The organism is Planosporangium spinosum (assembly GCF_049999945.1).
Taxonomy (GTDB): domain Bacteria; phylum Actinomycetota; class Actinomycetes; order Mycobacteriales; family Micromonosporaceae; genus Planosporangium; species Planosporangium spinosum.
This window is the reverse complement of sequence record NZ_JBLYUB010000018.1, coordinates 82,819-99,823: the sequence shown is the minus strand read 5'-3', so window position 1 is coordinate 99,823 and position 17,005 is coordinate 82,819. Positions and strand designations below refer to the sequence as shown.

Here is a 17,005-nt window from a genome sequence, read left to right as displayed (position 1 = left end):
GATCACGCGGCCGCCGGACCGTCAGGCGGACGGTGCGGACCGGGGGGAGACGGACGTGCCCGGCTGGCCGGTCGGGGACGCGTCGGCCGGCGAGATGCCGAAGACCTCGGTCAGGCCGGTGATGTGGAGCTGTCGGAGGACGAATGCGCTCGGGTTGCGGACGACGAAGTCGGCGCCGATCTCGTGGGCTGTGTTGTACCCCACGACCAGCGCACCGATGCCGGTCGAATCCATGAACGTCACGCGCAGCATGTCCACCACCACGCGGGCCGGCCGCTGCCGCTGGATGGTGTCCACCAGCAGGGTGCGGAACGCATTGACGGTGGTGACGTCCAGTTCGCCACGAACATCGATGATCGTCGCACCGTCATCCAGGTACTGCGAGGTCACCAATGCGTCGCCCATGGTCACCTCCTGTGGTCGCGGCTGCCTTGAACTGTACCCCGGGGTAGCCGTAGCCAACCGTATGCGGTGTGTCATCGCAACTCGGAGGAGGCAACCCCGGCCGAACGGCCAGGGGGTGTCGGTTTGTAGTGTCTCCGGCCGTGTCTGCCGTTTTCGGGAACCTCCGTCGTGACGCCGAGGCCTGGGGTGCGCGGCTGGCGTTGACCCAGTTGCGGCAGCGGATCGGTGGCACTGGACTGGCGGCGGCGCAGGCTCGACCGGGGCTGCTCGCCGAGGTCGACCAGCATGCGGCCGCCGTGCGGGACGCGCTGACCGAAGCCACCGGTGGTGTCACGGTGATCGGGCTCGCCGCGTACGCCGACGGGGTGACCGACTCGGCCGTGAGCAACGGCTGGCGGCTGCCCGGACCGGACGGCCCGGACTGGACCGCGCCCGACTGGCCGCTGGTGCGGCTGCTCGCTGTCTGCGCGGTCGCCGAGACCCTCTGACGGTCGGGACCTCCTGCCGGTCGGGAACCCTCTGGCGGTCGGGAACCCACTGGCGGTCGGGTCGCTGCTGCCCGCCGGGAACCCGCTGCCGCGCCGGGCGTCGCGGGTCAGGTGGGGTGGTCCTCCCGATCCTGCGGGTTCTCCGCCGGCTCCCTTGTGGCCGGATCGTCTCCCTTCACGGTCGCGTCGTCGCGCTCCTTCGGATGAGGCTCACCAGGCACGGTGCCGGGGACGGCAAGGGGCTCGGTCATGGCAGGGTCCTTCCGCTGTGGTTGGTCGACTGTGGTTGATCGATCCGGAGCCCTGGGCTGTACCCACCTCCGCGCTACCCGGCCGGGCGGGTGACACTCCCCGCGGGATCCGGATGTCGCAGTCCTCCCGCCGCGTCACCCCCTCGTACCCCACGTCGTCATCAGCTCTCGTGCGCCACCTCGTCGACGCGCCGGCGCACGATCTCCTGCTCGTGGTCGATCTCGTGCTCCGGGGCGTCCTCCAGGCCGGCCAGCCGGGTCAGCAGGTACTCGTGATCCGCGAGGCCCTGCTCCTTGGCCATGACCGCCAGGACGGCGGCGATCGCGTCGACCTTGGTCTGGAGCGCCCGGCTGTCCCGGTTCTGGCTGGACTGGATGACGAAGACCATCAGGAACGTCACGATCGACGACACGGTGGAGACCGGTAGCTGGTACGCCGTACTGGCGTAGCCACCGCGTACGAACAGCCCACCGACGAGCCACACCAGCACCAGCGCGGCGGCAATTATGATCATGGGGAAGGAGCCGGCGGCGGCGGTCGCCCGCGAGATCGTCCGGGTGATCCGGGTGCCGCGGTCCTTCGGTACGGCCGCCGCGACGCGCGGGTTGTCGCGGGGGTCGTCTCGCTTGCCGTCCATGGGGCGCGCCTCCCAACTGCGCTTGCGCCTCGATCGCACCTACCCGTCCCGGCCCGGGTCAACCGGTGGCCGGGTACGCCCGGGTCTCGGTGGCCTTGACCGCCGCCCACAGGCGGCGGCCGACGGCGAGGTCGAGGTCGGCCGCCGCGGCCGGGGTGATGTCGGCGGCGGTGTCGAGCGGCCCGGTGAGGTGGACCCGGATGTGGTCGCCGTGGCGCTCCACCCCGTCGACCGTCACCGGCCAGGTGTTGCGCGGACTGCCGGAGGGGGCTTCCGGGTGCAGCGCCACGGCGGCGGGCGGGAACGCCACGAAGGCGTCTCCGTCGACGACGTCCGCTGCGGTCAGGGTCAGGCCACCGGTCAGGGTCACGGCGTGCCCGGCCCCGTGTCCCCGGTACAGGTTGAGGCCCACCAGCCGGGCCACGTAGTCGGTGCGGGGCTGGCGGGTGACGGCCGCCGCGTCCCCGGACTGCACCACCCGGCCCTGCTCGACGATCACGATCCGGTCGGCCAGGATCATCGCGTCGACCGGGTCGTGAGTGACCAGGATCGTCACGCCCGGGTGGTCGGCGAGGTGGCGGCGGAGGTGGCCGCGGGTGTCGAGGCGGGTACGCGCGTCGAGCGCCGCGAGCGGTTCGTCGAGCAGCAGCAGCGCCGGCTCGACGGCGAGGGCACGGGCCAGGGCGACCCGCTGGGCCTGGCCGCCGGACAGCTGCCGGGGTTTGGCGCGGGCGAAGTCGGCCAGGCCCATCCGGTCCAGCCAGCCGGCGGCGCGGCGGCGCGCCTCGGCCCGCCCGACGCGAGCGCAGCGTGGCCCGAACGCCACGTTGTCCAGCGCGCTGAGGTGAGGGAAGAGCAGGTAGTCCTGGAAGACCACGCCGATGCGCCGGGCGTGCGGCGGTAGCCGGTCGACCGGCGTGCCGCCGAGCCGGATGTGACCTCCGGCGAGGGGGTGCAGCCCGGCGAGTACGCGCAGCGCGGTCGTCTTGCCCGCCCCGTTCGGGCCGAGCAGGGCGACGACCTCGCCGGCCGCCGCGGTGAGGGTCACGTCCAGGTCGAACCCGCCCGCGTACGCGACGAGGCGGGCGTCGAGCAGTGTCCGGGTGTCCGGATCCGGTGTCGTGGCGGACGTCATGGCGTGCTGAGCCAGCGCTCGCGCAGGCCGGCGAGGATCGCCACCGAGACGGTGAGCAGCAGCAGACTCAGGACGATCGCGGCGGCCGGGTCGGACTCCAACGCCAGGTAGACGGCGAGCGGCATGGTCTGGGTGCGCCCCGGGAAGTTGCCCGCGAACGTGATCGTGGCGCCGAACTCACCGAGGGCCCGGGCCCAGCACAGCACCGCGCCGGCGGCCACGCCCGGCGCGACGAGCGGCAGCGTGACCCGGCGGAACGTGATCCATGGGGTGGCGCCGAGGGTGGCGGCGGCCTCCTCGTACCGGGCGTCCGCGCCGCGCAGCGCGCCCTCCACACTGATCACCAGGAACGGCATCGCGACGAACGTCTCGGCCAGCACGACCGCGGTCGGGGTGAACGGCACGGTCACCCCGAACGTGCTCGAAAGCCATCCGCCCAGCAGACCGCGCCGGCCGAACACGAGCAGCAGCGCCACCCCGCCGACCACCGGTGGCAGCACCAGCGGCAGCGTGACCAGGGCCCGGACCACGCGGCGGCCGGGGAAGGCGCGGCGGGCCAGCAGCCAGGCCAGCGGCACGCCGAGGAGCACCGACACGGCCGTCGCGGCGGTGGCGGTCACCAGCGACAGCCGCAGCGCGTCGACCACACCCGGAGCGCCGAGCCGCGCCGGCAGCTGCGACCAGGGGGTACGGGCGAGCAGGCCGACCAGCGGCAGCACCAGGAACACCAGGCCGGCCGCGGCCGGTACGGCGAGCACCGGCGGAACCCGGCCGGTCACGGCCGCTGGAATCCGGCGTCGGTGAGAACGGCCGCCGCGCGCTCCGACCGCGCGTACGCCACGAACGCGGTCGCGCCGGTCGGGTTGGGGCCGTGGGCCAGGGCGACGATCGGGTACTCGTTGACCGCGGTGGCCGACTCCGGGAACTCCACCCCTTCCACGTCCGCCGAGGCGGCGCGGGCGTCGGTGCGGTACACCAGCGCCGCGTCGACCTCACCGAGCCGGACCTTCGCCAGCGCGGCCTTGACGTCCTGCTCGAACGTGACCGGCGTGAGCCGCACGCCGGCGACGTCGAGCGCCCTGGCCGCCGAGGCTCCGCACGGCACCGCGGCGGCGCACAGGGCCACCTTCCGGCCCGGTGCCGCGAGGTCGGCCAGGCCCGCGATCCGCTCCGGGTTGCCCCTGGCGACGGCGATGACGAGCTGGTTTCGGGCGAAGACGCTGGCCGGGCCGGCGGCGAGGCCGGCGTCGGTCACCTGTTTCATGGTCGTGGGGCTGGCGGAGGCGAACACGTCGGCTGGCGCGCCGGCGGTGATCTGCTGGGCCAGGGTCGAGCTGCCGCCGAACGAGAACCGTACGTGTACGCCGGGGTTGGCCTGCTCGAAGTCCCTGCCGATGCGGCTGAACGACTCGGTGAGCGACGCGGCGGCCAGCACGGTCACCGTGCCGGTGGGCCGGTCCGGCGTGCCCGTACGCTCGCCGCCGCATCCGGCGGCCGTCACGGCCAGTACCAGCGCACCCAGCGCCGCCATCCGCTTCACGGCACCTCCACGACGACGGTCGTGGACTTGACGACCGCGACCGCCACGCAGCCGACCTCGAGGCCGAGCTGGTCGGCGGCTTCCCGGCTCATCAGCGACACCACCCGGAACGGCCCGGCCTGCAACTCCACCTGAGCCATCACGGTGTCGCGGGTGACCGCCGTGACGATCCCGCGCAGCCGGTTGCGCGCCGAGGACCGGGCACCACCCTCGTCCCGGCCGGAGCGCACGTACGCGGCGAGGTCGGTGCCCGCGATCATCCGGTGTCCGTGCTGGTCGCGGGTGGCGGTGAGTCGCCCACCATCGATCAGCCGGCGCACGGTGTCGGCGCTGACGCCGAGCAGCTCGGCTGCCTCGCCTATTCGGAATGCGGTCACGCCGACACTCTAGGCCTCGCAGGTACCAAAGGGAATGCGCCGGATACCTCGCGAATGCGGGACCGCTTCTCATGATCGTGAAGGGTTGGTGGGGTTGTATTGAAATTTAGGAACGGTATCCCCGGCTGTGATCTGATACACAGCGGTGGCCGCAGGGTGACCGCCTCGCCGGGGCCGGTGGCCGCCGCGGCCCTGTTCTACCTGGTGCTCGCCGCGGTCGGAATCCCCACGCTGGCGTGAGCGGGGCGGGTCGGCGGGCGGTAGCGTGGGTCCGATGGGCGACACCGGCGTGAACGGGCCGGGTGCCGGCGTGGACGGGCCCGGTCTGGCCAAGCGGGGACGGGTCGAGCAGGGCCACCGGCGGGTCCGCGCCTACCTGGCGGGCGACCTGGTCGCGGACACCACGCGACCGCTGCTGGTCTGGGAGAACGACCACTATCCGCAGTACTACGTGCCGGCCGCCGACGTGCGTGCGGCGCTGGTCGCGACCGGCCGGGCCGAACCCGAACCGGACCACGGTGCCGCGGAGATCCTCGACGTCGTGGCGGCGCGCGCGAAGGCCGCCGGTGCGGCCCGCCGGTACCCCACCTCGCCACATCCGGCTGTACGCGGCGCGGTCCGCCTCGACTTCGCGGCGATGGACGAGTGGCTGGAGGAGGACGAGCCGGTGTACGCCCACCCTCGGGACCCGTACACCCGGGTGGACATCCTCGCGAGCAGCCGACACGTACGCGTCGAGGTGGGCGGCGTCACCGTGGCGGAGTCCCGGGCACCGCGGATCCTCTACGAGACGGGGTGTGCGCCCCGGTACTACCTGCCGCTGTCGGACCTGCGGCACGACCTGCTGCGCCGGTCCGACACCCGGACGCACTGCCCGTACAAGGGGACCGCGACGTACTGGTCGGTGGAGATCGACGGCCGGGTCCACGAGGACCTGGTGTGGATCTACCGCACGCCATTGCCGGAGAGCCAGAAGATCGCCGGCCTGGCCTGCTTCTACCACGAGCGGGTGGACCTCTACGTCGACGGTGTCCACCAGCCCTCGCCGTAGCCGCGAGCCGTGGGGCACCCGCGAGCTGGCGTTCGATCGGATGCCCCACGCGATCGGCCCGGGCCCCCGGGTCAGGACAGCAGGTAGCCGTCGGGGGTACGGGCGAGCCGGCAGCCCAGTACGGTCAGCTTGCGGCCCAGCGACGCCAGGTACGGGTCGAGGATCGCCGATCCGCCGCCGAAGTCGTACCCCCACACCTGTTGCAGCAGCCCTGCCCGGTCGAGTGGCTGCCCGGGGTTGGCCAGCAGGGCCGCGGCGATCCGGCACTCGGTCGGGTTGAGCGCCACCTCCCGGCCGGCCCGCCGTAGCAGCCGGCCGGCCGGGTGCAGGGTCAGGCCGTCGGTCGGAGGCGGGCGGTGCACCAGGGCCTGTAGCCGCGCCAGCAGTTCGGTCAACGCGAACGGCTTCACCAGGTAGTCGTCGACCCCCGCGTTGAGGCCGGCGGCACGGTCAGGGGTGTTGTCCCGTGCCGCCAGCATCAGTACCGGCAGCTCGTGGCCTTCGGCACGCAACATGCGGCAGGTCTCCAGCCCGTCCATCCAGGGCATCGTGAGGTCGAGCACGACGGCATCCGGGCGCTCGACGCGTACCAGGTCCAGGGCCGTCACCCCGTCCCCGGCCACCGAGACCTCGTACCCGGCGAGGCGCAACGCGCCGGACACCGACTCCCGTACCCCGGGCTCATCGTCGACCACCAGGACCCGCATCGTTACTTGCCCTTGGTGACCTTGGTGGCGTTGACGACGCCGTCCCCGGCCGTCGCACCCTCGATGTTGACCTGGGTGCCGGGACTCAGATCGGCGAGCGCGCCGTTCGAGGTGACCTGTACCGCGGTGGACCCGCTGGTACGGACCGTCACGATCTTGCCGTCGACGGTCTGTACGTACACCGTGTTGCCGTCGACGAACTTGATGGTGCCGCTCGTGATATTCGTGGTGGCCGCTATCAGGCCGGCGCTGCGGCCACCGGCGGTGTGCTGACTGTCGTCGGAGGCCGTCTTGCCGAAGTACTTCTGGACCAGCGCGCCGCCCAGGAACCCGAAGACCACGAGGGCGAGGGCGGACAGGATCAGGGTCGCCCGCGTGGTGTAGTGCGCCTTCGGCGCCTCCGGGGACATGTCGCGGCTGATGGGGTCGGCGAACGGATCCGACGGTCGGCCCGGCTCTTCGGGGTAGGCGGCCATGTCCAGCTTCGCCGTCATGTCCGCTCCGGCGAACGCATCCGTCCGATGGGTCGGGCTGAGCGGGTCGATCTCCCCCGCCCGGGGAGTGTCGGTGACCCGGTGGGGGATCTCAGCCCGGGGAGAGTCGGCGACCCGGTGGGGGATCTCAGTCCGGGGAACTTCGACTGTGGCCGGCACGGTGTCGATCCGCGGAAGCGCGTCGGTCCGCGCGGTCACGTCGGTGCGCCGGGCCGGGTCGAGCTTCCGGGGTACGTCCACAGTAGAGGAATGCGCCGGCGCGGATTCGTCGGCCCTGTCGGCCCCGCGTACCGCGCGAACCTCCATCACCTCCGCGGCCTCTGTCGCCGCCGCCTCGTCCTCCTCGTCCTCCTCGTCCTCCTCGGCTTCTTCGACCTCTGCGACCTCGGCGGTCTCCTCGACCTCTTCGACCTCGGCGACCTCTTCGACCTCGGCGATCTCTGCCGCCTCCGCGGTCTCTGCCTCCTCTTCCTCCATGTCCTCCTCGGCCGCTACGGCCTTCGCGACCTCCTCGGCTCGCGCAATCTCCGTCTCTGCGACGTCGGCCGCCGCGACCTCGTCCTCCGACACCTCGATGTCGTCGACCTCGTCCGCGTCGAGGTCATCGTCGAGGTCCGCGGCTCGCTCGTCCTCGTCGAGGTCATCGTCGAGGTCCTCGGCCCGCTCGTCCTCGTCGAGGTCATCGTCGTAGCTGTCACAGACGTCCCCGTCCTCGCGGCGCTCGTCCTCGTCGCCGTCCCGCTCGTCCTCGTCGAGCGCATCGATGTCGTCGACATCGTCGTCGGGCTCCGCGTCGAGGTCGTCCGCGTCGAGGTCGTCTGCGTCGAGGTCGTCTGCGTCGAGGTCGTCCGCGGCTCGCTCGTCTTCGTCGAGGTCTACGACGTCGTCCGCGTCCTGGATCTCGTCGTCTTCGAACGTCTCGTCGTTCTCGTCGTTCTCGTCGAGCTCGTCGACGTCGTCGAGGTCGACCCGCACGGCCCGGTCGACCGTCTCGATGCGCTCGACCTTGCCGGTCAGGTGCGCCCTGCCGTTCTGGGGGGAGCGGGCCGGTGCGTCGACCTCGTCGGTGTCGTCGACCAGGTCGGCCCGGTCGATGAAGTCACCCCGCCCGAGGACGGCCGCCCGGTACACCCCGCGCTCCTGGTCAGCCTCGTCGTGGCGGTCGAGCCGCTCGGCCCGCTCGACCCGGTCCGACCGCTCGCCGCGGTTGGCGCGGTCGGTCTTGCCCGTCCTGGCCGTCGGGCGCTCCGTCCGCTCCGGCCGGTCAGGCTGCTCGACCCGGTCGCCGCGCCCGGATGAACTCGCCTTGTCGAGCTGGCCGGCCGGATCGGGCCGGTTGTCACGGTCGACCGGCTCGACCGCGACAACGCGGTCGGCGTGGTCCACCCGGCTGGCCCGCCGTATCCGCTGGATCCGTTGCATTCGCTGCACCCGGGCGACCCGCTGAGGGCGGCCGCCGCGCACCTGCCACTCCGTGCGCTCGGTACGGTCCACCGTGCCGAGCCGGTCGGGTTCCTCGATCGTGCCCGAGCTGTCGGGCCTGACCTGGTGGTCACCGGGGTGCTTGGTCCGGCTGTCGCGGTCCATCGCGTCGCTGCGAGTGGCTTTGCCGTGGTGCTCGGCGCGATTCTCGGCTCCGGTTCCTGCTCCAGGATCGCGGTCCGGCTGATGGTCCGGGCCGTTGCGGTCGACCTTTCGGCTGCGGTCGGCCCGTTCGGCCCGTTCGGCCCGGGCGCCGCGCTCGGCCCGGTCACTACGGTCCACGCGCTCGGGCTTGCCCGTTCTCTCGACGTCGGCCGCCCGCTCGAGCTTGCTGATCTTGCCGGACCTGTTGACCTTTTCGGTACCCCCGGCGGCCCGCACGGAGCGGTCTTCGGTCGACTTGAGCTTGGCGGTGTCGGGTTCGGCGTGTCGCCGGCGTACATCCATGGTGTCCTCACTCGTAGCGAAGTGCGTCGATTGGTCGCAGTCCTGCCGCGCGGCTGGCGGGGTAGCTGCCGAAGAAGAGTCCGATCGCGACGGACACGCCGAGCGCGAGCGCGATCGAGCTGGGCATGATCTCCGGGTGGATCCCGAGGATCGTGAACTGGCTGCCTACGATGGCCGCAACCACGCCGAGCAGCCCGCCGATGAGGCTGAGGACGGTGGCCTCTGTCAGGAACTGGGTGATCAGCGTGCGCTTCGGCGCGCCGAGCGCCTGACGGATGCCGATCTCCCGGGTTCGTTCCGTGACCGTCACCATCATGATGTTGGTGATGCCGATGCCCCCTACGAGCAGGCTCAGGGCCGCTACCGCTCCCAGTAGGACGGTGAAGGTCCGGGCGGTGTCACTGCGCGCCGCCAGTAGCTGCGACTGGTCGAGAATGCGGAACGGCTGGTTGGCGGTGTTGGTGACGTGCAGCTTCCGGTTGAGGACGTCCTGAGCCTGCGATCGCGCCGCGTCGACGCGGTCGGCCGTTGCGGCCTGGACGAGTACCTGGTTGAGCGGGCCGTAACCGGTGACCGACTCCTGGACGGCGGTGATCGGCGCCAGGGCGATGTCGTTGGGGTCGGTGAACCCGGTCCCGCCCTTCTCGGCGAGTACCCCGACGACCGTGAACGCGCTCCCGCCCACCGTGACCTGCCTGTCGACCGGATCCACGGCGCCGAAGAGCCGGGCCGCGACCGTCGTACCCAGGACCATCACGCGGCGTCGGTCCCTGACGTCGGCGACGTCGAACGAGGTGCCACGCGCCACCGAGGCGTTGACGGCCGCCAGGTACTCCGGCGTGGTACCGACGAACTGCGAGACGGTGTGTTGGGTGCCCTCGTACCGGACCGTCTGCGCGCTGGTCACGACGGGCGAGACGCTCTTGACGTCGGGGGTGGCGTCGCGGTTGGCCAACGCCTCGACGATGTCCATCGTCAGCGTGGCACTTCCGGCGTTCGGGCCGCCGTGGGAGGCGCCGGCGATGGTCAGCGTGTCGCTGCCCAGCTGCTCGATGCTCTGCTGGACCGCCTTGGCGGATCCGTTTCCGACGGCGACCAGCAGGATCACCGCGGCAACCCCGATCAGGATGCCGAGGATGGTCAGCCCGGAGCGCAGCTTGTTCGCTATCAGCGCGCGGATGGCGAGTCGGATCGCCTCGATGGTCGTCACGGGAACACCGCCTCGGTGGCGCGCGGGGTGAGCGGTCGGTGCCGGCCGCCGTAACGCTCCTGCGACACCGTGCGGCGGATCGGCTCGTCGCCGACCACCCTGCCGTCCATGAGCTCGATGAGCCGGTGGGCGTGCGCGGCGACCCACTGGTCGTGGGTGATCAGCACGATGGTGCGGCCGAGCTGGTTCAGCTTGTCCAGCACCTCGAGCACCTCCGCGCTCGACCGGCTGTCCAGGTTGCCGGTCGGTTCGTCGGCCAGTACCAGTGCCGGGGCGGTGACCAGGGCGCGCGCGACCGCGACCCGCTGCTGTTGACCGCCCGAGAGCTGGTTGGGCTCGCAGTCGGCGCGGTCGGCGAGGCCCACCGTTGCCAGCGCCATGCGGGCCCGGCGACGGCGGTCCGCGGCGTTCATTCCCGCGTACGCGAGCGGAAGCTCCACGTTGGCCAGTACCGTCGTGCGTGAGATCAGGCTGAACGTCTGGAACACGAATCCGATGCGGCGGTTGCGTACCCGGGCGAGCTGCCGGTCGTCGAGGGTGTTCACGTCGACCCCGTCGAGCAGGTACCGCCCCGACGTCTGGACGTCGAGACAGCCGAGAATGTTCATCAGGGTCGTCTTGCCGGAGCCGGACGCGCCCATGATGGCCAGGTACTCGCCGTGGTTGACGGTCAGGTCCACTCCGGACAACGCCTGTACCCGGGCCTCACCTTCGCCGTACACCTTCACGAGGTCACGTACCTCGATCACCGGGCAATCGGGAGTTCTCATCCGGCGCCCCGGCTTCCGCGCCCGAGCGTTACCTGCTCGCCCGGTGCCAGACCGGACTGGATCTCGACGAAGTCGTCACCGCGCAGGCCGACCGTGACCGTGCGGGTCTCCCGTCGACCGTCGGCCCGGATGACCTCGACGGTCTGCTGCTGTCCGCTGTCGCGAACGCCACTGACCGGTGCCCGCACCACGTCGTCGACCCGGGCCGCGGCGACCGTGACGTTGACGGTCTGCCCGATGCGGGCCCCGTCGGGTACCCGGTCGAGGGTGACGACCACCGTGTACGAATTGACGTTGTTCTGGGTCGTGGCGGCCGGAGCGATCGCGGTGACCTTGCCTTCCGCCCGGCTGCCCGACAGGGCGACCCAGGTGACGGTGGCGGGCAGGCCGGTCTTGAGCCGGATCGCGTCGGCCTCCGGGAAGGCGGCCGAGATCTGCAGCTTGGTGAGGTCGGCGAGCTGGATGAACGGGGTGTCGCCCGGCGTGGCCCCGCCGCTGACCGGGGTGAGCGCGGTCGACAGGCTTCCGACGGTGCCGTTGATCGCGATGACCGTGCCGTCGGTCGGTGCGGTCAGTGTGGCTCCGGTGACCGCGCGCTGGGCGGCGTTGACGTTGTTGCGAGCCGTGGTCACCTGCGCCTCGGCGAAGGCGATCGTCGCCGGGTCCCTGGTGGACGCCTTCACCTGGGCGAGGCTCTGCTGGGCGGACGCGAGGGTGGCCTGCGCCGCGCTGAGCTGTTCCTGGGCCGGGGCCGCATTGATCTTCGCGAGGACCTGGTCCTTCTTGACCGCGTCACCGACCTTCACGTCGATCTCGGTCACCGTGCCGGGGCCGGCGAAGCTGACGTTGGCCATCGAACCGCTCTGCACCGTGCCGGCCGTCGACACGGTGGAGATCACCGTTCCCCGGGTGACCAGACCGGCCCGGATCACCCCGGATCCGGTCGTCGACGTGTCTGCCACGGACACGGTGCGGTACGACACGAGTGCTCCGGCGAGGAGCAGCGTGGCGAGGGCGGCGTTGACGGTCCGGGCCGACCGGCTCATCCGCCGGGTGGTCGGTACGCGCATGGCCAGGTACCGCCAGAGCAGTACGAGGCGGCGCAGGAGTGGCGGAATGCGTCGCAGGATGAGCGGTAAGCGTCGCAGGAAGGACATGCCGCGCCTGCTGCCCGAAGGCGGTCACATTGAGACGCGGGTTTCCTCATAGCTTGCTGGGAGTTGCGGCGGGCGGTGCCGTGTCCGGGAGGCCGGTCGGACGCACATGTGACCGTCTATCGGCTATTTGTTGCAGCTTGCCGGCATTTCCCCCAGCTTGGGAGTCTTCCCGGCTCTATTGTGTGCCTCCGTGAGTACCGGTGCTCCGGTCGGCTGACGCATCGCGGACGGACATTTCCGGATCATCTGAGCGTGGCTCGCGCGTCTCCCGGTGGTACTCACGCGGGTTGTGAGACGCGTCCGGTACGGACGCGTGGTCCTCGGGGGGAAGCCGTATGACAGACCGTCGCCCACGTCACCGCGCCGTCGCGGTGGGAGTGGTCTTCACCGCCGCGACCGCCGCTCTCGGGGTCGCCAGCGGCGGTGCGGCCTTCGCCGAGCGGCCGGAGGGCACCGTACGCGGCGCCCATCTCGCCGGAGCGGTGAAGGACAGTTACATCGTGGTGCTCCGGGACTCCGGCGCCGATCCCGGGTCCGTACGGAGCACCGCCGCGACCCTCAGCCGCGTCCATGGTGGAGTGGTCAAGCGGACGTACTCCACCGTGCTCAAGGGGTACCTCGCGCAGATGAGCGAGGCGCAGGCCAAGCGGGTGGCCGCCCGGCCGGAGGTCGCCTACGTCGAGCAGAACCACGTCGTACGGGCGACGGCCGTGCAGCCGACCCCGCCGTCCTGGGGACTGGACCGCATCGACCAGCCGTACCTGCCGCTCGACCGCTCCTACACCAGCCCGGACGCGGCGGGCGCCGTGCGCGTCTACGTCATCGACAGCGGCATCAACATCGCGCACCAGGAGTTCGGTGGCCGGGCCGGCTACGGCCAGAACTTCACCTACCACAAGAGCCCCACCGAGGCCGTCGATCCGGCCGACGCCTCCGACTGCATGGGACACGGCACGCACGTGGCCGCCACCATCGGCGGCAGGACGTACGGTGTCGCGAGGAACGCGCAACTGGTCGCCGTGCGGGTCCTCGACTGCGCCGGGAACGGTACGGACGCCGACGTCATCGCCGGTATCGACTGGGTCCGCAACGACCCGGCCCGGGCCGGCGTGCCCGCGGTGGCCAACATGAGCATCGGCGGCGTGATGTCCACCGCGATCAACGACGCGGTGAAGGCGGCCACCGCCGCCGGCGTGACCTTCACGGTCGCGGCGGGCAACGACAGCGTGGACTCCTGCCTCACCTCCCCGGCCAGCGTGCCCGAGGCGATCACCGTCGGTGCCACGGACCAGGCCGACCGTCGGGCACCGTTCTCCAACTTCGGCTCGTGCGTCGACGTCTTCGCCCCCGGGGTCGACATCACCTCCGCGTGGACCGGCAGCAGCACGGCCACCAAGCGGATCAGCGGTACGTCGATGGCGACGCCGCACGTCGCCGGTGCCGCCGCGCTGCTCCTGGCGGCCAACCGGGCGCTGACCCCGGCGCAGGTACAGGCCGCGATCGTCGGTGGCGCCGCCACCGGCGTGGTGGCCGACCCCGGCGTGGGCTCGCCGAACAGGCTGCTCCAGGTGGGGGCCGCGGCGGTCCGGCCGGGTACCGTGATCCGGCTGCGTGCCGGCGCCAACGACAAGGTCGTCACCGCGGAGAGTGCCGGGGCGTCGGCCCTGGTCGCCAACCGCGTCGCGGCCGCTTTCTGGGAGGAGTTCGACGTCGTCGACGCCGGTGTCGAGGCCGGTGTCCGCGCCGTCGCGCTGCGGGCGCACGCCAACGGCAGGTACGTCACCGCCGAGTCGGCGGGGGCCAGGCCGCTGATCGCCAACCGGACCGCGATCGGCCCCTGGGAGAAGTTCCAGCTTCTCGACAACGGCGGTGCGATCAGCCTGAAGGCCCTCGTCAACGGCCGGTACGTCACCGCCGAGTCGGCGGGGGCCAGGCCGCTGATCGCCAACCGGACCGCGATCGGCCCCTGGGAGAAGTTCACGGTCGCCGTCGCGCAGTCGACCGTCTGCCTGCTCTCGTTCGCCGCCGGTGACCCCGCCCCGGACAACCTCAGCGGCGTGTTCGTGACCGCCGAGTGGGCGGGGGCCGGGCCGTTGATGGCTAACCGGGACGGCTGCGGCCCGTGGGAGACGTTCGACGCCGTCGATCTCGGCAACGGGTACCTCGCGCTGCGGGCGCACGCCAACGGTGCGTTCGTGACCGCCGAGTCGGCGGGGGCCGGGCCGCTGATCGCCAACCGGACCGCGATCGGCCCCTGGGAACAGTTCCAGCTCGTCGCGGGCGGCCGGGGCACCTTCGGCCTGAAGGCCCGCGCCAACGGCCGGTACGTCTCGGCCGAGGCGACCGGCAAGCTGCCGCTGAAGGCCAGCCGCACCACGGCCGGCCGGGCGGAGACGTTCACGTTCGTCAGCCCCTGACCGGGTCGACACGCACCTGACGACCGGGGCGCCGCGGTTCCTTACCCGGCGCCCCGGTCGTCGCATGTGTGCGGCTCCGCGGCGGCGGTCGCGGGCAGGAGTACTCGGAACCGGGCGCCCGCGCCGGCGGCGGTGTACAGCTCGACCCGGCCGCCGTGCGCCTGCACGATGGCCGCGACGATGGCCAGGCCCAGGCCGGCGCCGCCGGGGCGGCGGGCCCGGCCGGGACCGGCGCGGTAGAGCCGTTCGAACGCCCGCCGCGCCTCCGCGGTGCTCATGCCGGGCCCGGTGTCGGCCACCTCCACGACCGCGACCGGCTGCCCCGCCGGCGGCTGCCCGCCCACCGCGGCGGCGGGCAACTCGACCGTACGCGCCTGCGGGTCCGGGCCGGCACCGGTCGCCGCGCCGACCCGGACCACGATCGCGCACTCGTCCGGGGTGTGTTGCAGGGCGTTGGCGACGAGGTTGTTGACGACCTGGCGGATGCGGGGTTCGTCGCCGGAGACGGTGACCGGTTCGAAGTGGTCGCGGTCGTCGTCGAGGCCGGCGAGGCGGACGAACCGGTCGGGTACCCGGAGGTGGGCGTCGCGGACGGCGTCGGCGGCGACGGCGAGCAGGTCGACCGGGTGCCGTTCGAGGGGGCGTTCCTCGTCGAGGCGGGCCAGCAGCAGCAGGTCGTTGACGAGCAGGCGCATCCGGCCGACCTCGGCTTCGATGCGGCCCATGGCCTCGTCGAGGGCGGGTCCGGGTGGGGCGCCGCCGCGGCGGTACAGCTCGGCGAAGCCCTGGATGGAGGTCAGCGGGGTGCGTAGTTCGTGGGAGGCGTCGGCGAGGAACTGGCGTAGGCGTCGTTCGGACGCGCTGCGGTCGGCCAGGGCGGCTTCGATGCGGACGAGCATGGTGTTGAGGGCGGTGCCGAGGCGGCCGGGTTCGGTGTGGGGGTCGGTGTCGGGGACGCGTCGGGACAGGTCGCCGCCGGCGATCTCGGTGGCGATGTGCTCCATGCGGGTCAGCGGGCGCAGGCCGATCCGGACCACCGGGGTCGCCGCGACCGTGACCAGCACCAGGACCACCGCGCCGACCAGCGCGTCGATTCCGAGCAGGCCGTTGCGGGTCGCTTGCAGTTCGCGCAGGGACACCGCGTGCACCGCGTACTGGCTGCCGTCGCCGACCGGGGTGACCAGGACCCGCCACCGGCCGCCGGTACCGCGGGCGGTGAACGCCGGCCGGCCGGCGCGCTCGGCGAGCGGCCCCACGGAGGCGAGATCCGGGCCACCGTTGCCGGTGGACGTGTAGATCAGGCTGCCGTCGGCGGCGTACACGACGATGCGGGAGCTCACGCCGAGGGGCGGTGCCGGTTGCGGTGCCGTGGCCAGGAACTGGGCGAACTGGTGCGGGTACGGCGCGTCGGGCCGGGGCAGGCGGGTCGACCGGTCGAGGTCCCGGGCCTGCCGTGCCAGATGGGCGTCGAGCCGCCCGATCAGGTACGGCCGCAGCAGGGTCGCGCCGACGAAATCGGTCAGGACGACAGCGGCCGCCGCGAACGCCGCGACGGTGATCACCATCCGGTGCCGCAGGGCCAGGCGCCGCCACCGCCGCGGCCAGCCGGCCCGGTGGTGGCGTGGGCGGTGCCGGCAGTCAGGAGCCATCGTCGCCGCGCGGCAGCCGGAGGGCGTACCCCACGCCGCGCACGGTGTGGATCAGCGGCGGCCCGTACCTGTCGATCTTGCGGCGGAGGTAATACACGTAGGACTCCACGATCCGGCCGTCACCGCCGAAGTCGTAGTGCCACACCCGGTCGAGAATCTCTGCCTTGCTGACCACCCGGCCGGCGTTGGCCAGCAGGTACCGCAGCAGGTTGAACTCGGTGGGGGACAGGTCGATCAGCGTGCCGGCCCGGCGGACCTCGTGCGCCTCCTCGTCGAGGTGGAGGTCGGCGTAGCGCAGGATCCGGTACGACGGGCCGCCCCCGGGCCGGCGCGCGGCGGCGCTGCGGCGCAGGATGGCCCGGATCCTCAAGACCACCTCCTCCAGGCTGAACGGCTTGGTGACGTAGTCGTCGCCGCCGACGGCGAGGCCGGAGATGCGGTCGGAGACGGCGTCCCGGGCGGTCAGGAACAGCACGGGTACCGGCTGGTCGCCGGCGCGCAGCCGGTCGGCCACGGCGAACCCGTCGAGGTCGGGCAGCATCACGTCGAGCACGACCAGGTCCGGTTCGAACTCCGCGGCGGCCAGCAGGGCCTCCCGGCCGCCACCCACGACCCGTACGTCGAAGCCGGTCAGCTCAAGGGCGGCCGACAGCAGCGCCCGGATGTTCGCCTCGTCGTCCACGACGAGCAGCCGGCCGGCGGTGCCCGCCAGGCCCGTTCCGGGCGCCGTGGTCACGGCCGTTCCGGACGCCATGGTTACAGTCGCATGCGTCGAGCCTCGCATCCG

General features: G+C 72.3%; 17 protein-coding genes. 3 read left to right on the top strand and 14 right to left on the bottom strand.

What is annotated here, in order from left to right:
* Positions 1-21: 21 nt before the first annotated feature.
* Positions 22-405 carry an STAS domain-containing protein gene (locus ACNTMW_RS23040; RefSeq protein WP_426635842.1) on the bottom strand — a complete coding sequence of 128 codons (384 nt, stop codon included), beginning with the start codon at positions 403-405 and terminating at the stop codon, positions 22-24.
* A 140-nt stretch (positions 406-545) separates the two neighbouring features.
* Here ACNTMW_RS23040 and ACNTMW_RS23035 point away from each other — a divergent pair, with 140 nt between their 5' ends.
* Positions 546-893: a DUF6401 family natural product biosynthesis protein gene (locus ACNTMW_RS23035; RefSeq protein WP_426635841.1), complete on the top strand. Its 348-nt coding sequence runs from the start codon at positions 546-548 to the stop codon at positions 891-893.
* 107 nt (positions 894-1,000) lie between these two features.
* Here ACNTMW_RS23035 and ACNTMW_RS23030 read toward each other — a convergent pair whose 3' ends face one another.
* The 6 genes from ACNTMW_RS23030 to ACNTMW_RS23005 form a co-directional block, all read right to left on the bottom strand.
* Positions 1,001-1,144: a hypothetical protein gene (locus ACNTMW_RS23030; protein WP_426635840.1), complete on the bottom strand. Its 144-nt coding sequence runs from the start codon at positions 1,142-1,144 to the stop codon at positions 1,001-1,003.
* Between the two features lie 161 nt (positions 1,145-1,305).
* Positions 1,306-1,782 (bottom strand): low affinity iron permease family protein, encoded by a 477-nt coding sequence (locus ACNTMW_RS23025; protein WP_426635839.1) that lies wholly within the window; start codon positions 1,780-1,782, stop codon positions 1,306-1,308.
* A 58-nt stretch (positions 1,783-1,840) separates the two neighbouring features.
* Complete coding sequence (locus ACNTMW_RS23020; RefSeq protein ID WP_426635838.1) at positions 1,841-2,917, bottom strand: ABC transporter ATP-binding protein; 1,077 nt, start codon at positions 2,915-2,917, stop codon at positions 1,841-1,843.
* On the bottom strand, positions 2,914-3,696 hold the full coding sequence (locus tag ACNTMW_RS23015) for an ABC transporter permease (protein ID WP_426635837.1): 783 nt from the start codon (positions 3,694-3,696) through the stop codon (positions 2,914-2,916). Before ACNTMW_RS23015 ends, ACNTMW_RS23020 begins: the two co-directional genes overlap by 4 nt.
* Entirely contained in the window at positions 3,693-4,448 is a 756-nt protein-coding gene (gene modA / locus ACNTMW_RS23010) for a molybdate ABC transporter substrate-binding protein (RefSeq protein ID WP_426635893.1), read from the bottom strand. The genes ACNTMW_RS23015 and modA overlap by 4 nt, the downstream gene beginning before the upstream one ends.
* 5 nt (positions 4,449-4,453) lie before the next feature.
* Positions 4,454-4,834: a TOBE domain-containing protein gene (locus ACNTMW_RS23005; RefSeq protein WP_426635836.1), complete on the bottom strand. Its 381-nt coding sequence runs from the start codon at positions 4,832-4,834 to the stop codon at positions 4,454-4,456.
* 274 nt (positions 4,835-5,108) lie between these two features.
* On the opposite strand from ACNTMW_RS23005, the gene ACNTMW_RS23000 reads away from it, so the two are divergent.
* Complete coding sequence (locus ACNTMW_RS23000; RefSeq protein ID WP_426635835.1) at positions 5,109-5,885, top strand: DUF427 domain-containing protein; 777 nt, start codon at positions 5,109-5,111, stop codon at positions 5,883-5,885.
* A gap of 71 nt (positions 5,886-5,956) precedes the next feature.
* On the opposite strand, the gene ACNTMW_RS22995 is transcribed toward ACNTMW_RS23000, so the two are convergent.
* The 5 genes from ACNTMW_RS22995 to ACNTMW_RS22975 are packed head-to-tail and all read right to left on the bottom strand — an operon-like array spanning position 5,957 to position 12,152.
* Positions 5,957-6,592: a response regulator transcription factor gene (locus ACNTMW_RS22995; protein WP_426635834.1), complete on the bottom strand. Its 636-nt coding sequence runs from the start codon at positions 6,590-6,592 to the stop codon at positions 5,957-5,959.
* A gap of 2 nt (positions 6,593-6,594) precedes the next feature.
* On the bottom strand, positions 6,595-9,015 hold the full coding sequence (locus ACNTMW_RS22990) for a hypothetical protein (RefSeq protein ID WP_426635833.1): 2,421 nt from the start codon (positions 9,013-9,015) through the stop codon (positions 6,595-6,597).
* Positions 9,016-9,022: 7 nt separating this feature from the next.
* On the bottom strand, positions 9,023-10,225 hold the full coding sequence (locus ACNTMW_RS22985) for an ABC transporter permease (RefSeq protein WP_426635832.1): 1,203 nt from the start codon (positions 10,223-10,225) through the stop codon (positions 9,023-9,025).
* Positions 10,222-10,995, bottom strand: a complete 774-nt coding sequence (locus ACNTMW_RS22980) for an ABC transporter ATP-binding protein (protein ID WP_426635831.1) — start codon at positions 10,993-10,995, stop codon at positions 10,222-10,224. Before ACNTMW_RS22980 ends, ACNTMW_RS22985 begins: the two co-directional genes overlap by 4 nt.
* Positions 10,992-12,152, bottom strand: a complete 1,161-nt coding sequence (locus ACNTMW_RS22975; protein WP_426635830.1) for an efflux RND transporter periplasmic adaptor subunit — start codon at positions 12,150-12,152, stop codon at positions 10,992-10,994. The genes ACNTMW_RS22980 and ACNTMW_RS22975 overlap by 4 nt, the downstream gene beginning before the upstream one ends.
* Before the next feature lie 335 nt (positions 12,153-12,487).
* Between ACNTMW_RS22975 and ACNTMW_RS22970 the strand changes: the two genes are divergently transcribed.
* Positions 12,488-14,569 (top strand): S8 family serine peptidase, encoded by a 2,082-nt coding sequence (locus ACNTMW_RS22970; protein ID WP_426635829.1) that lies wholly within the window; start codon positions 12,488-12,490, stop codon positions 14,567-14,569.
* Positions 14,570-14,610: 41 nt separating this feature from the next.
* On the opposite strand, the gene ACNTMW_RS22965 is transcribed toward ACNTMW_RS22970, so the two are convergent.
* Entirely contained in the window at positions 14,611-16,134 is a 1,524-nt protein-coding gene (locus tag ACNTMW_RS22965; protein WP_426635828.1) for a sensor histidine kinase, read from the bottom strand.
* Positions 16,135-16,207: 73 nt separating this feature from the next.
* The gene (locus ACNTMW_RS22960) at positions 16,208-16,954 is read right to left on the bottom strand and encodes a response regulator transcription factor (RefSeq protein ID WP_426635827.1); all 747 of its coding nucleotides are present in this window, start codon (positions 16,952-16,954) and stop codon (positions 16,208-16,210) included.
* Between the last annotated feature and the right edge of the window lie 51 nt (positions 16,955-17,005).

Coding starts and splice junctions, on each gene's coding strand:
- ACNTMW_RS23040 (WP_426635842.1), bottom strand. CDS start 405: ATGGGCGACGCATTGGTGACCTCGCAGTACCTGGATGACGGTGCGACG.
- ACNTMW_RS23030 (WP_426635840.1), bottom strand. CDS start 1,144: ATGACCGAGCCCCTTGCCGTCCCCGGCACCGTGCCTGGTGAGCCTCAT.
- ACNTMW_RS23025 (WP_426635839.1), bottom strand. CDS start 1,782: ATGGACGGCAAGCGAGACGACCCCCGCGACAACCCGCGCGTCGCGGCG.
- ACNTMW_RS23020 (WP_426635838.1), bottom strand. CDS start 2,917: ATGACGTCCGCCACGACACCGGATCCGGACACCCGGACACTGCTCGAC.
- modA (WP_426635893.1), bottom strand. CDS start 4,448: ATGGCGGCGCTGGGTGCGCTGGTACTGGCCGTGACGGCCGCCGGATGC.
- ACNTMW_RS23000 (WP_426635835.1), top strand. CDS start 5,109: ATGGGCGACACCGGCGTGAACGGGCCGGGTGCCGGCGTGGACGGGCCC.
- ACNTMW_RS22995 (WP_426635834.1), bottom strand. CDS start 6,592: ATGCGGGTCCTGGTGGTCGACGATGAGCCCGGGGTACGGGAGTCGGTG.
- ACNTMW_RS22990 (WP_426635833.1), bottom strand. CDS start 9,015: ATGGATGTACGCCGGCGACACGCCGAACCCGACACCGCCAAGCTCAAG.
- ACNTMW_RS22980 (WP_426635831.1), bottom strand. CDS start 10,995: ATGAGAACTCCCGATTGCCCGGTGATCGAGGTACGTGACCTCGTGAAG.
- ACNTMW_RS22975 (WP_426635830.1), bottom strand. CDS start 12,152: ATGTCCTTCCTGCGACGCTTACCGCTCATCCTGCGACGCATTCCGCCA.
- ACNTMW_RS22970 (WP_426635829.1), top strand. CDS start 12,488: ATGACAGACCGTCGCCCACGTCACCGCGCCGTCGCGGTGGGAGTGGTC.
- ACNTMW_RS22965 (WP_426635828.1), bottom strand. CDS start 16,134: ATGGTGATCACCGTCGCGGCGTTCGCGGCGGCCGCTGTCGTCCTGACC.